Below are 16,573 nucleotides of genomic sequence, written 5' to 3'. Positions count from 1 at the left end.
CGTGAGACCGAGCCCCGAACCGCGTTTCCTTCCCACGCCTAAAGGCGGGGTCTCCACGCTGAAGGGATTTAGATGAAGAACATCACTCACTGGATCGACGGAGTCCCCGCCGGGGACTCCCCCCGTGGCACCGGGAGCACACCTTCGGCGCGACTCGGCGAGATCTTCAACCCGGCGTCGGGGGAGGTCCAGGGACAGGTCCACCTGGCCTCCAGAGCCGAGGTCGACGCGGCCGTGGCCGCCGCCGTCGCGGCCTGGCCCGCCTGGCGGGACACCTCGCTGGCCCGGCGGGCGCGGGTGCTGTTCCGCTTCCGTGAGCTGATGTACGCCCACCGCGACGAGCTCGCGGCGCTGATCAGCGCGGAGCACGGCAAGGTCCACTCCGACGCGCTGGGCGAGGTCGCCCGCGGCCTGGAGGTCGTGGAGTTCGCCTGCGGCATCCCGCACCTGCTCAAGGGCGGCTTCTCCGAGGGCGTCTCCACCCGGGTCGACTCCTACTCGATCCGGCAGCCGCTGGGCGTGGTCGCCGGGATCACCCCGTTCAACTTCCCGGCCATGGTGCCGATGTGGATGTTCCCGATCGCGATCGCCTGCGGCAACGCCTTCGTCCTCAAGCCGTCGGAGAAGGACCCCTCGGCGTCGCTGCTGATGGCCCGGCTCTGGAAGGAGGCCGGGCTGCCGGACGGCGTCTTCGGCGTCGTCCAGGGTGACAAGGAGGCGGTGGACCGGCTACTGGAGCACCCGGACGTGCGCGCGGTCTCGTTCGTCGGATCCACGCCCATCGCCAGGTATGTCTACGAGACCGGCACCCGTCACGGCAAGCGGGTCCAGGCGCTCGGCGGCGCCAAGAACCACATGCTGGTGCTGCCCGACGCCGACCTGGACCTGGTCGCCGACGCCGCGGTCTCGGCGGGCTTCGGCTCGGCCGGCGAGCGCTGCATGGCGATCTCCGTCGTGCTGGCGGTGGACCCGGTCGGCGACGAACTGGTCGACAGGATCGTCTCCCGGGTCTCGGAGCTGACCGTCGGCCCCGGCGACGACCCCCGCTCCGAGATGGGCCCGCTGGTCACCGAGGCGCACCGCGACAAGGTCGTCTCCTACCTGGACCTGGGCGTCGCCGAGGGCGCGAAGCTGGTGGTGGACGGCCGCCGGACCCCGGTCCTGGGCGGCGCGGCGGCGGCCGAGACCTCCGGTTTCTGGCTGGGGCCCACGGTCCTGGACCACGTGCCCGCCGGTTCGCGGGTGCACACCGAGGAGATCTTCGGCCCGGTCCTGGCGATCGTCCGGGTCTCCTGCTACGAGGAGGGCCTGGAGCTGATCAACAGCGGCGAGTACGGCAACGGCACCGCGGTCTTCACCAACGACGGCGGCGCGGCCCGGCGCTTCCAGAACGAGGTCGAGGTCGGCATGATCGGCATCAACGTGCCGATCCCGGTGCCGATGGCCTTCTACAGCTTCGGCGGCTGGAAGTCCTCGCTGTTCGGCGACACCCATGTGCACGGGACCGAGGGCGTGCACTTCTACACCCGGGGCAAGGTCGTCACCTCCCGCTGGCTCGACCCCGGCCACGGCGGCGTCAACCTCGGCTTCCCCACCAACGGGTAGGCGTACCTCCCCGCGGTGATGTCGTCCGCCTCTGGTCTTCCAGGTCCTCTCTTCTCGGCCGGAAGACAGGAGCCGCCCGCCGGCCTCTCGTGTCGGCGGGCGTTGCGCGGCACTCGCATGCGGAGTACCGTCACGGCCCCCGGGCCCCATGTCTCCTCCCCCTCCACCTCCGGTACGGAACGCCGGACATCGGTGCGCCACGGGAACGTCACGTCTTCGGGGCATATAACTCAGGGCACCAGATGCGCATAGGGCACGGAGGTCGATGATGGCTCAGTGGCACGCGTTACGGGAAGAGCTGGTCTCACAGGTGCGCACGTGGGGGATAAGCGAGGTCGTGACCGGCGCGCTGCGGGCGGTGCCGCGACATGTCTTCCTGCCGGACCTGCCGGCGGAGACCGTCTACCAGGACGACGCGATCGTCACGAAACGCGACGCGGACGGCCAGCCGATCAGCTCCTCCTCACAGCCAGCGATCATGGCTCTGATGCTCGACCAGCTCGGGGTGGAGCCGGGGCAGCGCGTGCTGGAGATCGGCACCGGAACGGGCTACAACGCCGCGCTCCTCGCCCACCTGGTGGGGCCGGAGGGCCAGGTCGTGAGCGTCGACATCGACCCCGAGCTGGTCACGCTCGCCGGGGAGCACCTGGCGGTCGCGGGACACCCCGAGGTGAGGCTGGTGTGCGCCGACGGATCCGGGGGATTCCCGCCGGGGGCGCCCTACGACCGGGTGATCGCCACCGTCGGCGTGTGGGACCTGGCCCCGGCCTGGCTCGAGCAGCTCGGGCCCGGCGGACGCCTGGTGGCCCCGCTGGACCTGCGGGGGGTGCAGCGCTCGGTGGCGATGGAGCGAGCGGACGGGCACTGGACGAGCCGCTCGGTGCTGCCCTGCGGGTTCATGCGGATGCGCGGCCCCTTCGCGGGCCCGGAGACGACGCTGGCACTGGACCGGGAGTCCGACCTGACGATCTCGCTGCCCGAGACGAGTGAGATCGGTGACGTGCTGGCGGCGCTCGACGGACCCGTGGTCGAGCTCTCCACCGAGATCAGTGTCGGCTTGTCCCAGCTCCTCGACGGGCTGAGCCTCTGGCTGGCGGTGCACGAGCCCCGGTGGTGCACCATGTCGGAGGCGCGACCCGGGTGGCTGGCCTCGCCTCCGCTCGACCTGACCGGGTTCCGGATGGCCGTCGGGATCGTCGAGCGCGACAACCTCTGCATGCTGGAGCCGTCGCCGGACGGCACCCTGATCGTTCGCGGCCACGGGCCGGACAGGCTGCGGCTCGCGGGCGAGCTGGTCACCCACGTCCAGGCGTGGGACATGGCGGATCGCCCCATGACGGCCGGACTCCGTATCGACGCCTACCTGGGTGATCCTCCACACGGCGGGCTGCTCCTCCGCAAGCGCCACACCACCCTGGCCCTGTCGTGGCGGGACTCCTGACCTTCACGCCCCGCGGACGCGGGCGCCGCTCCGCGACCGCTTCTGGAACGCGCCAATGAACCACATGATTGAAACGTACATTAAATAGTTAAGTAGAACAAATGTCGGTAAAGGTCGATTTATTTAGTTTAGCTGCGGCTTTCGTACTTAACTCACCCCTTACAGATCAGCTCTGAGCGCCGATTCCAGACATCGCATCCGTGGCGACCTACCATGACGCATAGTCATTGACAACGGGCTACACAAGGACACGGGCCGCCGTGTCAGCGAGCCGTACGGTGCGAGGGCGGAGCGTGGCCCGGCGATGCCGTGTGGAGACAACGGATACGCGGCGCCATGAAAATCAGAGGTGATTCCATGCAGATCAACCGATTCGACGGGCCGGTGCTCTCGCTCTTCCGCATCGTGACAAGTCTTCTCTTCCTGTGCCACGGCCTGGCGTCGATGTTCGGCGTCTTCGGCGGCAACCGCGGCACCGGCCAGGCCCTCGCGTTCGGCGCCTGGCCCGGCTGGTGGGCCGCGCTCATCCAGGTGGTCTGCGGCGGGCTCGTCCTCGCCGGGTTCCTCACTCGCGTCAACGCGACGCTCGCGTCGGGCTCGATGGCCTACGCGTACTTCGTGGTGCACCTGCCGCAGGACTTCATGCCGTTGCGCAACGGCGGCGAGCTCGCGGCGCTGTTCTGCTGGTCGTTCCTGATCATCGCCGTGCTCGGCCCCGGCCCCTGGGCGATCGACGCCCTGCTCCGGCGCCGTCGCGACGCCCTGACCGTCCCTCGCCCGATCCACGCCCCCGCGCACGCCGAGGGAACCTGAGCAGCGCATCTCCCTCAGCAGGGTACGGGAGCCCTGGGCGCCGATCCGGCGCCTGGGGCTCTTTCGCGTTCCGGCGGCTCAGGTGGGCGTCGCCGGGGCCCGGGTTCCCGAGCGGGACGGAAATTCCACACTGTTTTTCCGTGCTCCGGCGGGATTGGGAAAAGCCCAGGTCAGCACGGAGGGCCCGGTTCGGACAGGCGGCGGAAAGGACCCTTCGCCGATCCGAGGGAGAACGAGTTTCCGCAGGTCAGCCCAAATGTGAATGCACGTTTCACGTTTGCCTGATCCGGATCGCGTGGGTAAGGATGGATCATCTCCAGCCGACCCCCCGACCAGGGGTTTCTTCGGCATGCCGGCAACCGACCACCCCGAGGAGGGGACGATGATCCATGCCCGAGGACTGACCCGGCGATTCAAGGTCGGAAAAGGGGTCGTCGACGCCGTGCGCGGTCTCGACATCGATGTGGCGGAGGGCCAGTTGGTGGCCTTCCTCGGCCCGAACGGCGCGGGGAAGTCCACCAGCCTGCGCATGCTGACCTCCCTGCTCCCGCCGACCTCGGGAACCGCGACCGTGGCGGGCCGCGACGTCGTGTCGGATCCGGCCGGGGTCCGCGCCCGCATCGGCTACGTCGGCCAGAAGAGCAGCGCGGGCGAGAACTTCCGCGTCCGCGACGAACTGGTCACCCAGGCGCGCTGCTACGGGCTGCGGCGGGCCGAGGCACGGCGGCGGGCCGACGAGGTCCTCGCCCTGCTGGACCTGGAGGCGCTGGCCACCCGGAAGCCCGGCACCCTCTCCGGCGGCCAGCGCCGCCGCCTCGACATCGCCCTGGGCCTCATCCACCGGCCCGGCCTGCTCTTCCTGGACGAGCCCTCGACCGGCCTCGACCCGCAGAGCCGCGCCAACATCTGGGAGCACATCCTGCGGCTGCGCGCGGAACACGGCACGACCCTCTTTTTGACCACTCACTACCTGGAGGAGGCCGACACCATGGCCGAACGGGTGGTGATCATCGACCACGGCCGGATCATCGCCGACGGAACCGCCGAGCAGTTGAAGGGCGAGCTGGCCGGCGACCGCGTCACGGTCACCGTCCACGACGAGCCGGAGGCGGCGAGGGCCGCCGAGGTCGCCGCACGGATCGCGGGATCGGACGCGGTCACCGTCGAGCGGAGGACGGTACGGCTGCGGGTGCCCCACGCGGGCAGGACACTTCCGGAGTACCTGCGGTCCCTGGATGCCTCGGGGGTGAAGGTCGCCACCGCGGAGACCGCCCGGCCCACGCTGGACGACGTGTTCCTCGCGCTGACCGGCCGCAGCCTGCGCGAGAGCGACGAGAGCCACGGGACCGCGCCGCACGGCGCCTGACCGCCGGCGCCGCGCCCCTCACACCGAGCGGCCCCGCATTGAGCAACCCCGCATTGAGCAACCCCGCGTCGACCGGCCACGACCCGCGCGACACCCGGCCGTCGGCGCCGCGTCCCTCCCGCCGAACGGCGTGCCGCATCCCCCCACCGGCAAGAAAGGTCACCCCGTGAGCGTACGACTCTTCCTCCGTGACACCTCGACCGTGTTCTCCCGCGAGTTCGTCCCCGTGTTGCGCGAACCCCTCGGCCTCCTCTTCACCATGGGGCAGCCGCTGCTCTTCCTCTTCCTGTTCGGTCCGCTGCTCGCCGGCACGCAGAGCTTCGAGGGCCAGGGGTCGCCATGGCAGTGGTTCGTGCCCGGCATTCTGATCATGATGTGCCTGTCCGGGCCGATGATGGCCGGATACTCCCTGCTGGTGGAGTTGATCGGCGGCTCGATGGAGCGCATGCTGGTCACCCCGCTGAACCGCACGGCGATGCTGGTCGGCCGGACGATGAAGGAGTTCGTGATCCTGCTGGCCCAGGCCGCGCTGATCATCGTGCTCGCGGTGCCGCTGGGCTTCCGGCCGCACCTGCCGGGGGTGCTGACCGGGCTGGCGATACTGGTCGTCTTCGGGATCGGCCTGGGCTCGCTCTCCTTCGTCCTCGCGATCGCGTCCAGCCCGAGCGGCAACCTGTTCTACGGGGTCACCCAGCTGGTGCTGTTCCCGCTGATGCTGCTCTCCGGCGTGCTGCTGCCGATGGACTTCGGCCCGGCGTGGCTCCAGGCGGCCGCCGCGCTGAATCCGGTCACCCACATCGTCGAGGCGGAGCGGGCACTGTTCTCCGGCCGGTTCGCGGACCTGTCGGTGCTGTACGGAATGCTCTGGGCCTGCGTCGTAGCCGCGGTGGGCCTGGCCATGGGCACCAGGGCGATGCGCCGCGGCATCTGACACCGCGCCCTCGAAGCGGGCAGGTGTCCGGTCGGCCCCTCTCCATCCGCGCGCGGAAGAGGAAGAGCCTCGCCCCTTGAACGGAGGGCGAGGCTCTTCGCGGTACGGACCTACCTGGGGGAAGGGGTCGACGTGTGCGAGGAAGGCGCGGTGGCGGGGCTCTCCTTCCACGCCGCCATGTCGGATCATGTGATGAAAAAGAGACCGGTTCCGCCGATGGCCGGCCTGGCCCAGGTACGGGTCCCCGCACGGTGAGGAGTGACCGGGCATGACGCGCGGCCCCATTGGAGAGCGGCCGCCCAGCCGGCGGCGGAGGTACGGGCGGTGCTCGTCAGCGTCGGTACCGGTAGTGGTGGACGATCAGTGCGGCGGCGCACGCCAGAGTGAGCAGCCCGAACCCGATGCCGACGAAGACGTTGACGTCGATGGACGAGGTCACCATGTTGAGAGCCGCGCTGACCACCAGCAGGAGCCAGAGCACGGGACGCAGCATCCCGGCGGGCCGCGCCGTCTTGGAGGTGTCCAGGATGCGGTGGGGATCGGTCACGGTGTGCTCCTCACTCGATGGGATCGACAGCTCTCCTGCCATGTGTCGACGCTACGAACGATCACCGCTGCCGACGATCCCGCCAACGGGACAGGCAAGGTGCAGCAGGCTGTACTCTCTCGGCCGGCCGTCCATCCTCTGGCTGAGGAGATACGGATACCGACCCATGGGACGCGCTCTAAGGTCGATCGTCCGGGGGTAAGCCGGACAGGGCGGAGATGAGACGGGAACCCGAGGGAAGGCGACTGATGTCTGATCAGGAGATTCTGACCGGCGGCGGCGTCAACGAGGTCGTGCGGATCGGCGGGACCGTGCGGCGGCCGACCGGACCGTGGTCCCCCCGGGTCCACGACCTACTGCGGCACCTGCGCGCGCGGGGCTTCACGGCGTCACCGGCGGTGCACGAGGTGACCGGGGACGGCTTCGAGATCCTGGACTTCCTTCCGGGCGAGGTCGGCAACGACCCGCTCACCCCCGCGGTCATGTCCACGGAAGCGCTGGAGAGCGCCGCCGAGCTGCTGCGTTCCTACCATGACAGCACCGTGGGATACGCCCAGGACGCGACCGACGGCTGGATGTCGGCCGCCCGGACACCCGCCGAGGTGATCTGCCACGGCGACTACGCCCCGTACAACTGCGTCCTCGACGGCAACAGGGTGGTGGGGATCATCGACTTCGACACCGCCCACCCCGGCCCCCGGCTCTGGGACATCGCCTACGCCGCCTACCGCTGGGCGCCCATCACCGCGCCCGCCAACCCCGGCGGCTTCGGCACGGCCGAGGAGCAGGCCCACCGTGCCCGCCTCTTCTGCGACCGCTACGGGCTCGACACCGCCGGCCGCGCCGGCCTGGTCGACACCGTCATCGCCCGCCTGCACGCCCTGGTGGACTTCATGCACGCCGAAGCCGCCGCGGGCAACCCGGCCTTCGCGGGCCACCTGGCCGATGGACACCACCTGTTGTACCTCGCGGATGCCACCTACCTGGACAGGCAGCGGGCCGTCTTCAACCGCCGGCTCGGCCCCTGAGGCCGCACAGCACCCCTGGCTCGGACGCGCGGCGGCCGGGACACACCGGTGCGGATGCGACCGACCCATGTTCCGGCCTCCGAGCGCGGACGGTTCACCGGACGACGCGTAGCCAGATGCTCGTCGCTTGCGGCGTGTGGGTCAGGCTGAGGCGTTCGAGCCTGACATTGGTGCCACCCGGATGGTCGAACAACCGGACGCCGTCACCGAGCAGGACAGGCACCACGAACACCAGGATCTCGTCGAGCACCCCCGTCTCGACGCACTGCCGGGCGACGTCGGCGCCCAGGATGTTGACGTACTTCTCCCCGGCGGCCGCCTTGGCCGCCGCGACGCCGCTGCCGAGGTCGCCGACGAAGGTCACCCCCGGCACCGGTGCGGAGGGAGCGTGATGGGTGAGCACGAACTGCGGCCCGGTCCATCCCCCGCCGAACGCCTTGCCCTCCCCGTCGGTACCCACGTGCGGATCGTCGCCGCGGAAGGTGCGGTTGCCGACGAGGAGAGCACCGATCTCGCCGATGAGCTCGTCCACCGTCGGGTCGGGCCCGAGGTGCTCGGTCAACCAGGACATGTCACCACCCGGGCCGGCGATGAAGCCGTCCAGCGACATGGTGACCGAGTAGAGCATCTTGGCCATGACCTGTCCTCCGCGAAGATCGGTTCTCGATTGACCCCCGTTGAGACGGCGGATCACCGGAAAACTCATCGGTCCGTCGGGGGCAGCGTCATGGGCAGTGCGAACGCCGCGAACAGGCCGGGGTCGTGGAAGGCGGTCAGCTCCACGATGAGGCCGTCCTCGATCCGCAGCACCCCGATCGCGGCGGCACGGTGCACATGCTCATCAGGCCCCTGTACATAGGCCGCCGCGGCCGGCCACCCGTTGGCCCGGGTCTCCACCATCCGGAACCGGCCCACGTATTCCGGCAGGCCGGGGTCCCAACTCGCCGCCAGCGTGGCCATGACCGCGTCGCGCCCCCGGAACCACATCGGGTACGGCGGCATCGTCGCCCGTACCTCCGCCGCCAGCAGATCGGCCACCGCGGCGAGATCGGCACGTTCGAGCGCGTCCATGTAGCGCCGCAGCACCGCCCGCTCCCGCTCGGTGGGCTCCGTCGCCGCCCAGTCCAGGCGCCGTTCGGGCAGATGCTCCCTCAGCGTCGCCCGAGCCCGCTGCAGGGCGCTGTTGACCGAGGCGACGCTGCCCTCCAGCAGCGCCGCGGTCTGCCCGGCCGGCCAGCCGAGCACGTCGCGCAGGATCAGCACCGCCCGCTGCCTGGGCGGCAGATGCTGGATCGCGGCCAGGAACGCCAGCTCGATCGTCTCCCGCGAGACCGTCACGGCGTCCGGCTCGGCCTCGCCCGGCGCGGCCGGCTCCCGGAGCCGATCCGGGAACGGCTGCAACCAGGCGATGTCGGTACGGGGCGGCAGGTCGGTGCTCGGGTCCGACGGCGCCGCCAGATGATGCGGGAGCACCCGGCGGGCCCGGCCGTCGAGGGCGTCGAGACACGCGTTCGTCGCGATCCGGTACAGCCAGGTGCGCAACGTCGAGCGCCCCTCGAAACCCCCGAAGCCCTTCCAGGCGCGCAGGAACGTCTCCTGCACCAGATCCTCCGACTCGTCGAACGAGCCCAGCATCCGGTAACAGTGCACCCGCAACTCTCCCCGGTGACGCTCGACGAGCGCCGCGAACGCGGACTCGTCGCCCGCCCGCGCGGCGGCCACGACCAAGCCGTCGTCCCCCATGCCCACCGACCGCCCTCCGTCCTCGCCTCGGCCACCGGTCGGCCCCGCGGGCGAGAACGCCACGATAGATCGCGGCACCGACAGTTCCCGGCGTTCCGGCCGCCCAAGCCCGCCGGAGCCGGGCCGGTCGCCCATGGCACCGAGGTGAACTCGGCGGCGACGAGGCCGCGGAACACCATGTCACCGGTGGCTAGACTCCCGGCATGCGGATTCCGACGGACGGAGAGATTCGCGCGCTGCACGCGAAGTACGCCCCCACCCGGGAGGCGTTCGATCTCGTCCACACCCACTGTGAAATCGTGTGTGGAATCGCGGAACAGCTCCTCGCGCGCACCTCTTCCGATCTCGATGCGGACCTGGTGCGGGCCGGCAGCCTGCTCCACGACATCGGGGTGTACCGGCTGTACGACGAGGCCGGAAGGCTCGATCACGCACGCTATGTGCGTCACGGGACACTCGGCTACGAACTCCTCCGTGACGAGGGGTTCCCGGAGCGGATCTGCCGCTTCTGTTCCTGTCACACCGGGATGGGGATAAGCCGTCACGACGTACGGAGGCAGAACCTCCCGCTGCCGGCCGCCGACTACCTGGCGGAATCAGCCGAAGAAGAACTTGTAATGTACGCGGACAAGTTTCACAGCAAAACCGATCCCCCGACATTTGTCTCCGCCGCCTCCTACGCCACTCGGGTCCGGCGCTTCGGTGAGGACAAGGCCGTGATCTTCAAGTCGATGTGCGAGGGCTTCGGAGTTCCCGATCTCGCGCCGTTCGTCGCCGCGTACGGCTACGCCGTGGTGTGAGGCGCCGTCGACCGGTGCGGGTCAGGCCGGTGTCGGGCTTTCCGGCGCCGTCGTCCGAGTGGCGAACACCGAGCCGGCGATCGGGAGCCGCCCGCGGGATTTTGTCGGACCCTCGGCGCACAATCGGCGGATGGAGAAACCGAGGATCGTTTCGGCCGGGGAATGGCAGCAGGCCCGCGACGAGTTGCTCAAGGCCGAGAAGGAGGCCACCCGCGCCCAGGACGCGCTCGCGGCGCGGCGCCGCCGCCTCCCGATGGTCGAGTTCGCCGGCGGGTACGCGTTCGACACGCCCACCGGTACGAAGACCCTGCTCGACCTGTTCGAGGGCCGGGACCAGTTGGTCGTCTACCAGTTCATGGACAACGGGCCGGACCACTACTGCCCGGGCTGCACCGGGTTCACGAACAACGTCCCGGTGGCCGCTCTGGCCTGGCCGGCCGAGCTCGGGGTCACCTGGGTGACCGTGTCGAACATGCCGCTCGCCCAGATCGAGGCGTACAAGGCGCGGATGGGCTGGACCCTGCCGTTCGTGTCCTCACACGGCACCTCGTTCGCGGACGACTGCGGCGCCGGTCGCGGCTTCATGCTGAGCGTGTTCCTGCGCGACGGTGAGGACGTCTACCGGACCTACAACACCACCTCCCGCGGCGTGGACCGGCTCCTCTTCGCCAACAACATCCTCGACCTCACCCCGTACGGCCGGCAGCAGGACTGGGAGGACTCCCCGCCCGGCTGGCCGCAGCACCCCACGTACGGGTAGGCGGGCCGCACGAGGAGTGCCCCGGACGGGGCACTCTCGGATACGCGCCGGGATCTCGAACCGCCCGGCGCGGTCCCGGTATTCGTGCCTCGCAGGCGGACCTCCTCCGCCCGTGCTCTCTCAGCCGGTGTGCAGGATCCGGAAGCGATCGGGTTCCGCCGGATCTCGATCGACGACCTGGATCGGCGCCCAAGCCCATTGCCAAACGCTGATGCCCGGTGTGCGGGAGAACCGGATCCGCCCGCGGGTGCCTTCGACCGCGACGCGCGGCCAGGATTCGGCGGTGCGCGCCCGGTCCGTGCCGTGAGAACGCAGCACATCGGCGAGGACGGCGATCGTGTCGTAGCCCTCGAAGGCGACGAAGGAGGGCGCTTCGGCCAGCCGCTCGCGGAGGGCCGTCTCGACTCGTGCGCCGAGTGGGCTGAGGCGCTCGGGCAGGTAGCGCAGGAACGGGATCGCGGCGCTGTCGCCGCCCAGCGACGTCGCCCATCCGGCGAACTCCGGCTGTCCGGCCGGAGCACCGATCATGACCTCGGCGAGGCGCTGGTCGCGGCGGACGGACTTGACGATCGACACCGCCGGCTCCGGGTGACCGACCAGAAGAAGGAGGGCTGTCGCGCGATTGTCGACGAGTTCGTCGCATACGGCCGTGGGGGCGAGCGCGCGCATGTCGAGTTCGATGACGGTGCCGCCGCGTGGAGCGAGGTGGTCCCGCAGAACGCGGGCCCCGGACGCCCAGTAGACACTCGGCTCGGCTGCTACGGCGATTCGACTGTGGCCCGCGCCGAGGAGGAAGTCCGCGTAGATCTGCCAGCCGTGGGACTGCGCCGGAGCGAGGCGCGCGACCCATTCCGTCGGCTGTTCGGTGAGCTCGTCGAGAACCGCCGACGAGCAGAGGAACGGCAGGCCGAGGGCGTCGGCCCTGGCGGCGACGGCGCGGGCGACGACGCTGTGGTACTCCCCCGCCAAGGCGGCCACGCCCAGGTGAGCCAATTCGTCCACGGCCGCCGCGGCCCGCTGTGGATCGGCCGCGGTGTCTCGGGCCACCAGTTCGAGTGGTCTTCCGGCGATCCCGCCGGCGGCGTTGACTTCGCGAACGGCCAGCTCGAGTCCGGCGAGCAGGTGTCGGCCTGCCTCGGCCCAGCCAGGCCGAGTCAGCGGAACGAGAGCACCGATCCGGACGGATGATCCGTCAGCCCGCTCCGCTCTTGGCGATGGTGGCGTATTCATGCGTTGGCGTCTCCCCTGCGACGATTCGGTGACGGTCTGCCCGGATCCGGCCACGGTACCGGTGGACTCGCCTGTTCGACTGTCGCGAGGCGTCGTTCCTGTAGGGCCTGGTGATGACGTTCCCGGGATCCGCCGCCTTCCCGAAGGATACGAGCGGTGGTCCCGACGTGGTCGGCCTGGGTGTTCACTCGCGTCTTCGCATCGGATGCGATCGGCGGCGGTTGCCGAGCGGGGCCGGTCACGCTGTTTCGGCGCTGAGGGTCTGCGCCACGGGTCGGCGGGCCGCCAGGCGTGCGGGCAGGGCGGTGAGTGCCGCCGTCGCCAGGAGAGTCGCGAGTGCGGCGCCGAACAGCCAGGAGAAGGGGGGGTCCACCGCGTTCCTGGCGGCGAAGAGCGAGAGCAGGCCGGCCCCCAGAGGAACGCCGATGACGGCACCGGGCAGGCTGGGCAGGACCTGGGCGACGGACAGCCCCGCGGAGATCTGCCCTGGGGTGGCGCCGAGCGTACGTGCGACGGCCATGTTCGCCCGGGCCTCCATGGCAGTGGTCCAGGTGAACGTGAGGGTGTTCACGACGGCGAGGGCGATCAGCAGGACGGTGACGGCGAGCATCAGCTGGCGGTCGTGCTCCCCGCGCAGGTTGGGCAGGACCGAGGAGCCGTCCAGGCCGTAGCCCCTCTCCGGCTGGGCGTGGAGGGTCAGCAGGGCGACGATCGCGATCACCGTGGTGGCGGTGGAGCACGCCTGCAGCACGGCGCGGCCCGGCCGGCGGGCGGTCAGCCGTAGCCCGAGCAGCAGCGGCGTGGGCAGCAGCGCGGACAGCGCGGTGAGCCAGGGGCGGTGACGGGGCCGGTGCGCGGTGGCGGTCAGCGCCGTGACGGTCGCCGTGCGCAGGGCGCGCAGCGTGGGGCGCAGGGTGGACAGCACCGCCACCGCGATGGCGAGGACGGTCGCCGCCGCGACAGTGGCGGCGGTCGGCCCGGCCGCGTCGCCGATCCGGCTGGCGGTGGGGCTGGCGAGGGCGGGCACGGTCAGGCGGGCGATCAGCAGCCCCAGCGCGTCGCCGGCCAGCGCCAGCGCCAGGTACTCGGCGAGCAGGACGGTGGCGATCAGACCCGGGGCGGCGCCGACGGCCTTGAGCAGCCCGGCCCGGCGCGTCTGCTCGACGGCGCGCCCCACGGCCAGCGCCGCCACTCCGGTGATGGCCAGGAAGCTGAGCAGCCAGCTGCCGACGACCAGGATCGGCCGGCTGTTCCTGAGGATGACCGTGTCCTGCTCGGCTGTGAACCGCCAGGAATGGAAGTTGATCCTGACGGTGGAGTCGCGGTGGGCCTCGCGGAAGGCCTCGGTGGCGGCGGGGTCGCGCAGCTTGAGGTCCAGGGCCAAGGTCACCGGGAGATCTTGTGACGACGCCAGGGCCCGGGCATCCGATCGGGTCATCCAGGCCAGGCCGCTACTGTCGCCGGGACCACCGTACGGGCCGATCTGCGCCGCCCAGGGGTAGACGGAGGTGGCCGCGGTCACGGCGATCCCGACGACGGGGTACGACCGGCCGGCGATGGTGACATGGTCGCCGACGCCGACGCCCAGCGCGGTGGCGAAGCCGCGTTCGAGGACCGTGCCGCCGGAGCGTACCCAACGCCCCGAGGTGATCAGCGGCCGGTTGACCGCGCCGGGCGTCTCGGCGAAGCCGTGCACCACCACGTTGGAGGGGAGGCCGCGTGCGATGAGGTCGGCGTAGACGACACGATAGGGGCCATGGTGGGCGACCACTTCGGGAGCGTCCGCCAGCGAGGCCAGGGCCGAGGTCACGGCGGGGCCCGTGACGCCGGAGAGCGCCACCACGTCCGGCCCGGCGGTGGCCGCGCGGGTCTGCTCGTACAGCGCGTCGCTCACGCCGCGCAGTGACAGGCCCAGGGCCATCGTGGCGGTGGCCACGGTCACCGCGAGCATGAGCATCACGGCCTGGACCTTGTGCCGCCGCAGGTCGGCCAGCACCAGACGCACGACGAGCACGATGGAGCCCATGACGTTCAGCCCTCCAGCCCGATCAGCCCGCCGAGCCCGCGCGGGTGGGAACCGGCCAGCCGGGTGTCGTCGACGAACATCCCGTCACGCATCGAGATCAGCCGGTCCGCGGTGGCCGCGACCCGTTCGTCGTGCGTGACGACCACGAGGGTCTGCCCCGCGGCACGCAGATCTTCGAAGATCCTCAGCACGTCGAGGGTCGCCGAGCTGTCGAGGTTGCCGGTCGGCTCGTCGGCCAGCACGACCAGCGGCTCGTTGGCCAGCGCGCGGGCGATGGCGACCCGCTGACGCTGGCCGCCGGACAGTTGCGACGGCAGATGCCGGGCACGGCCGGCGAGCCCGACCCGTTCCAGCAGCAGGCTCGCCCGCCGCCTGGCCTGGCGGCGCGAGCGCCCGGCCAGCAGTGCGGGCAGCTCCACGTTCTCGGCCGCCGACAACTCCTCCACCAGATGGAAGGCCTGGAAGACGAACCCCACCGATCGGCGCCGCATGCGCGCCAGAGCTCGCTCGCTCAGCGTGTCGGTGCGCTGCCCGGCCACCCACACCTCTCCGCCGGTAGGCCGCTCCAGGCCGCCCAGCAGGTGCAGCAGGGTCGATTTCCCGCAGCCGCTGGGCCCCATCACCGCCAGCGTCTGTCCCTGAGGCACCTCCAGGTCGACCTCGTCCACCGCGCGGACCCGGCTCTGCCCCCGACCATGCGTCTTCATCAGGCCGCGGGCGCGGACAGCGGCACTCGACACGTTCATCCACCCTCGACTTCGTCATCGGCCTTGGACCAGGCCCGCTCACAGGCGTCCAGCCAGCGCAGGTCCGCCTGCAACCGCAGCACGACCCCTTCCAGCAGCAGGCCGGCGCCCGACCCCGCCGGCTCGGCCAGCGCCGCCTGCTGCGCCTCACGCAGGCGGCGCAGCAACTCACGGCGCTGCGCCGCCACCAGCTCCACCGGGTCGGCCAGCCGGGCCGCGGCGGCGGCGGCGAGCTTGAGATGAAACTCCGCCAGGTCTGGTTTCGGCCAGCCCACCTCGGCCAGCCAGGCGGCCACCCGTTCCTGCCCGGCGGGCGTCAGCGCATAGACCTTGCGCTCCGGCCGCTCGGGCAGGCCGTCCGCCCGCTCAGAGACGACGAGCCCCGCTCGCTCCAACCGGGCCAGCGTCACGTAGATCTGACCGCGGTTCATCGATTCGCCCAGCGGGCCGAGACTGCGCCGCAACCGAGCGTGCAAGTGGTACCCGTGCGACGGCTCCTTGGCGAGCATCGCCAGCACTGCGTCCTGCATGTCACTCCCTAACGGTTGGCCAATAGATAGCGGTTACCCATAAGAGGTGTCAAAACGATTCTCCGGACCGGCCCGGGATGCCGGGAAGGGCAGAGGTGATGGAGCGGGCCGGTGGCCCTGTCCCGGCGAGGACGGTGCACCGGCGTGGAAGACTCCGCGGTTCTTACGAACGGCCGATTTCGAGAGAGGATCACCAGCGCGCCTCACAAGACGGCCGACAGCCTCGAACCCCTCTCATGACTCGTTCTCACTCAAGTCCTCGGCCGAGGTTGTTTCGAGAAACGCTGGTGAGAGGGTCCGGGGCACGGCCGACGTCCCCCAGCCCCGCGAAAACGCCGTATCCGCCGCCGATGAGAGCTCCGGAGCGCGCCGCCCCCGTCCGGTTCGGTAAGGACGTGTGGTGCGATGGGGGGCGTCGATCACCATTCCCGGGTGGCGATCAACTCTTCCGCATCGGCTTCCGCGAAGCCGTATGCCGACGCCACGAACCAGAAGTCCTCGGCTATCACCTCACGCGCGACGGTCTCGATCTCACTGCCGGCCGCTTCGAATTCCGCTTCCAGCTCGTTGAACTCCTCCGTCGCGGCCCCCGTCAGCAGGTACAGCGCCGTCAGATCCGACGGCCGCTCCGCCTCGATCCGCTCGCACAGTCCCAGCAGGATCGCTCTCCCCTTGTCGACGACATGATCGGGGTAGTACTCGTCCTCGTACATCTCCTTGAGAAACGCGTGGTTCGCCACCTGCTGGTTTCTCGGCGACATCGTGAACTCCTGTTCTCACTACGAATCCGGCGTCTCCATGCTGCACCGCGGCACTGACAATGTTCATCAGGATCGCGAGGGTGCGGAGGCTGCCGAGCTCCGGCGCCCCGACCAGTCCCTGGACGGTGTTCGTACATGGCCACCGCCATCTACGGCGACCGGTGACCAGTGCCCCGCCCCTACGGCCCTGGCCGCCATCCCCCGCCTGACGCCTCTGACTCGCCTGGTCCATCACAATCGACCGTC

The 16,573-nt window shown here is 70.5% G+C and carries 16 protein-coding genes; 8 read left to right on the top strand and 8 right to left on the bottom strand.

Features of this window, described 5'->3' with window-relative positions; all coding sequences use genetic code 11:
• Positions 1–72 precede the first annotated feature (72 nt).
• From ACFQVD_RS01290 to ACFQVD_RS01270, 5 genes are all read left to right on the top strand, one after another.
• Complete coding sequence (locus ACFQVD_RS01290) at positions 73–1,605, top strand: CoA-acylating methylmalonate-semialdehyde dehydrogenase (RefSeq protein ID WP_386274170.1); 1,533 nt, start codon at positions 73–75, stop codon at positions 1,603–1,605.
• A gap of 265 nt (positions 1,606–1,870) precedes the next feature.
• Positions 1,871–3,046, top strand: coding sequence for a methyltransferase, FxLD system (gene fxlM, locus ACFQVD_RS01285; RefSeq protein ID WP_386368353.1), 1,176 nt, complete (start codon positions 1,871–1,873; stop codon positions 3,044–3,046).
• 357 nt (positions 3,047–3,403) lie between these two features.
• A complete protein-coding gene (locus ACFQVD_RS01280) occupies positions 3,404–3,859 on the top strand; it encodes a DoxX family protein (RefSeq protein WP_343974588.1) in 456 nt (151 codons plus the stop codon).
• 382 nt (positions 3,860–4,241) lie between these two features.
• Positions 4,242–5,225, top strand: a complete 984-nt coding sequence (locus ACFQVD_RS01275; RefSeq protein ID WP_343974591.1) for an ATP-binding cassette domain-containing protein — start codon at positions 4,242–4,244, stop codon at positions 5,223–5,225.
• 166 nt (positions 5,226–5,391) lie between these two features.
• Positions 5,392–6,156, top strand: a complete 765-nt coding sequence (locus ACFQVD_RS01270; RefSeq protein ID WP_343974594.1) for an ABC transporter permease — start codon at positions 5,392–5,394, stop codon at positions 6,154–6,156.
• Between the two features lie 331 nt (positions 6,157–6,487).
• Here the strand turns inward: ACFQVD_RS01270 and ACFQVD_RS01265 are convergent, their stop codons facing one another.
• Entirely contained in the window at positions 6,488–6,703 is a 216-nt protein-coding gene (locus ACFQVD_RS01265) for a hypothetical protein (protein ID WP_343974601.1), read from the bottom strand.
• Between the two features lie 248 nt (positions 6,704–6,951).
• Here ACFQVD_RS01265 and ACFQVD_RS01260 point away from each other — a divergent pair, with 248 nt between their 5' ends.
• A complete protein-coding gene (locus ACFQVD_RS01260) occupies positions 6,952–7,731 on the top strand; it encodes an aminoglycoside phosphotransferase family protein (RefSeq protein WP_343974604.1) in 780 nt (259 codons plus the stop codon).
• A gap of 94 nt (positions 7,732–7,825) precedes the next feature.
• On the opposite strand, the gene ACFQVD_RS01255 is transcribed toward ACFQVD_RS01260, so the two are convergent.
• A complete protein-coding gene (locus tag ACFQVD_RS01255; protein WP_343974607.1) occupies positions 7,826–8,368 on the bottom strand; it encodes a dihydrofolate reductase family protein in 543 nt (180 codons plus the stop codon).
• Positions 8,369–8,433: 65 nt separating this feature from the next.
• Positions 8,434–9,552, bottom strand: coding sequence for a sigma-70 family RNA polymerase sigma factor (locus ACFQVD_RS01250; RefSeq protein WP_343974610.1), 1,119 nt, complete (start codon positions 9,550–9,552; stop codon positions 8,434–8,436).
• Between the two features lie 125 nt (positions 9,553–9,677).
• On the opposite strand from ACFQVD_RS01250, the gene ACFQVD_RS01245 reads away from it, so the two are divergent.
• Both ACFQVD_RS01245 and ACFQVD_RS01240 read left to right on the top strand, forming a co-directional pair.
• A complete protein-coding gene (locus ACFQVD_RS01245) occupies positions 9,678–10,274 on the top strand; it encodes an HD domain-containing protein (RefSeq protein ID WP_343974613.1) in 597 nt (198 codons plus the stop codon).
• 130 nt (positions 10,275–10,404) lie between these two features.
• Positions 10,405–11,034 carry a DUF899 domain-containing protein gene (locus tag ACFQVD_RS01240; RefSeq protein WP_343974616.1) on the top strand — a complete coding sequence of 210 codons (630 nt, stop codon included), beginning with the start codon at positions 10,405–10,407 and terminating at the stop codon, positions 11,032–11,034.
• Positions 11,035–11,154: 120 nt separating this feature from the next.
• Here the strand turns inward: ACFQVD_RS01240 and ACFQVD_RS01235 are convergent, their stop codons facing one another.
• From ACFQVD_RS01235 to ACFQVD_RS01215, 5 genes are all read right to left on the bottom strand, one after another.
• Entirely contained in the window at positions 11,155–12,264 is a 1,110-nt protein-coding gene (locus ACFQVD_RS01235) for an ABC transporter substrate-binding protein (RefSeq protein ID WP_343974619.1), read from the bottom strand.
• 238 nt (positions 12,265–12,502) lie between these two features.
• Positions 12,503–14,290, bottom strand: coding sequence for an ABC transporter permease (locus ACFQVD_RS01230; protein WP_386274165.1), 1,788 nt, complete (start codon positions 14,288–14,290; stop codon positions 12,503–12,505).
• A gap of 5 nt (positions 14,291–14,295) precedes the next feature.
• Positions 14,296–15,036 carry an ABC transporter ATP-binding protein gene (locus ACFQVD_RS01225; protein WP_343974628.1) on the bottom strand — a complete coding sequence of 247 codons (741 nt, stop codon included), beginning with the start codon at positions 15,034–15,036 and terminating at the stop codon, positions 14,296–14,298.
• The gene (locus ACFQVD_RS01220) at positions 15,033–15,566 is read right to left on the bottom strand and encodes a PadR family transcriptional regulator (protein ID WP_343974631.1); all 534 of its coding nucleotides are present in this window, start codon (positions 15,564–15,566) and stop codon (positions 15,033–15,035) included. The genes ACFQVD_RS01225 and ACFQVD_RS01220 overlap by 4 nt, the downstream gene beginning before the upstream one ends.
• A gap of 419 nt (positions 15,567–15,985) precedes the next feature.
• Positions 15,986–16,327: a DUF5713 family protein gene (locus tag ACFQVD_RS01215; RefSeq protein WP_343974634.1), complete on the bottom strand. Its 342-nt coding sequence runs from the start codon at positions 16,325–16,327 to the stop codon at positions 15,986–15,988.
• Positions 16,328–16,573 lie beyond the last annotated feature (246 nt).

Origin of the sequence: Streptosporangium amethystogenes subsp. fukuiense (assembly GCF_042665875.1) — a bacterium.
Classification (GTDB): domain Bacteria; phylum Actinomycetota; class Actinomycetes; order Streptosporangiales; family Streptosporangiaceae; genus Streptosporangium; species Streptosporangium fukuiense.
The sequence above is the reverse complement of the archived record's forward strand: the minus strand, read 5'-3'. Positions and strand labels throughout refer to the sequence as shown.

Excerpts from the sequence above, each read along its gene's own strand:
- ACFQVD_RS01290 (WP_386274170.1), top strand. The coding sequence starts at position 73 with ATGAAGAACATCACTCACTGGATCGACGGAGTCCCCGCCGGGGACTCC.
- fxlM (WP_386368353.1), top strand. The coding sequence starts at position 1,871 with ATGATGGCTCAGTGGCACGCGTTACGGGAAGAGCTGGTCTCACAGGTG.
- ACFQVD_RS01280 (WP_343974588.1), top strand. The coding sequence starts at position 3,404 with ATGCAGATCAACCGATTCGACGGGCCGGTGCTCTCGCTCTTCCGCATC.
- ACFQVD_RS01275 (WP_343974591.1), top strand. The coding sequence starts at position 4,242 with ATGATCCATGCCCGAGGACTGACCCGGCGATTCAAGGTCGGAAAAGGG.
- ACFQVD_RS01260 (WP_343974604.1), top strand. The coding sequence starts at position 6,952 with ATGTCTGATCAGGAGATTCTGACCGGCGGCGGCGTCAACGAGGTCGTG.
- ACFQVD_RS01255 (WP_343974607.1), bottom strand. The coding sequence starts at position 8,368 with ATGGCCAAGATGCTCTACTCGGTCACCATGTCGCTGGACGGCTTCATC.
- ACFQVD_RS01245 (WP_343974613.1), top strand. The coding sequence starts at position 9,678 with ATGCGGATTCCGACGGACGGAGAGATTCGCGCGCTGCACGCGAAGTAC.
- ACFQVD_RS01240 (WP_343974616.1), top strand. The coding sequence starts at position 10,405 with ATGGAGAAACCGAGGATCGTTTCGGCCGGGGAATGGCAGCAGGCCCGC.
- ACFQVD_RS01235 (WP_343974619.1), bottom strand. The coding sequence starts at position 12,264 with ATGAATACGCCACCATCGCCAAGAGCGGAGCGGGCTGACGGATCATCC.
- ACFQVD_RS01230 (WP_386274165.1), bottom strand. The coding sequence starts at position 14,290 with ATGGGCTCCATCGTGCTCGTCGTGCGTCTGGTGCTGGCCGACCTGCGG.
- ACFQVD_RS01225 (WP_343974628.1), bottom strand. The coding sequence starts at position 15,036 with ATGAACGTGTCGAGTGCCGCTGTCCGCGCCCGCGGCCTGATGAAGACG.
- ACFQVD_RS01220 (WP_343974631.1), bottom strand. The coding sequence starts at position 15,566 with ATGCAGGACGCAGTGCTGGCGATGCTCGCCAAGGAGCCGTCGCACGGG.
- ACFQVD_RS01215 (WP_343974634.1), bottom strand. The coding sequence starts at position 16,327 with ATGTCGCCGAGAAACCAGCAGGTGGCGAACCACGCGTTTCTCAAGGAG.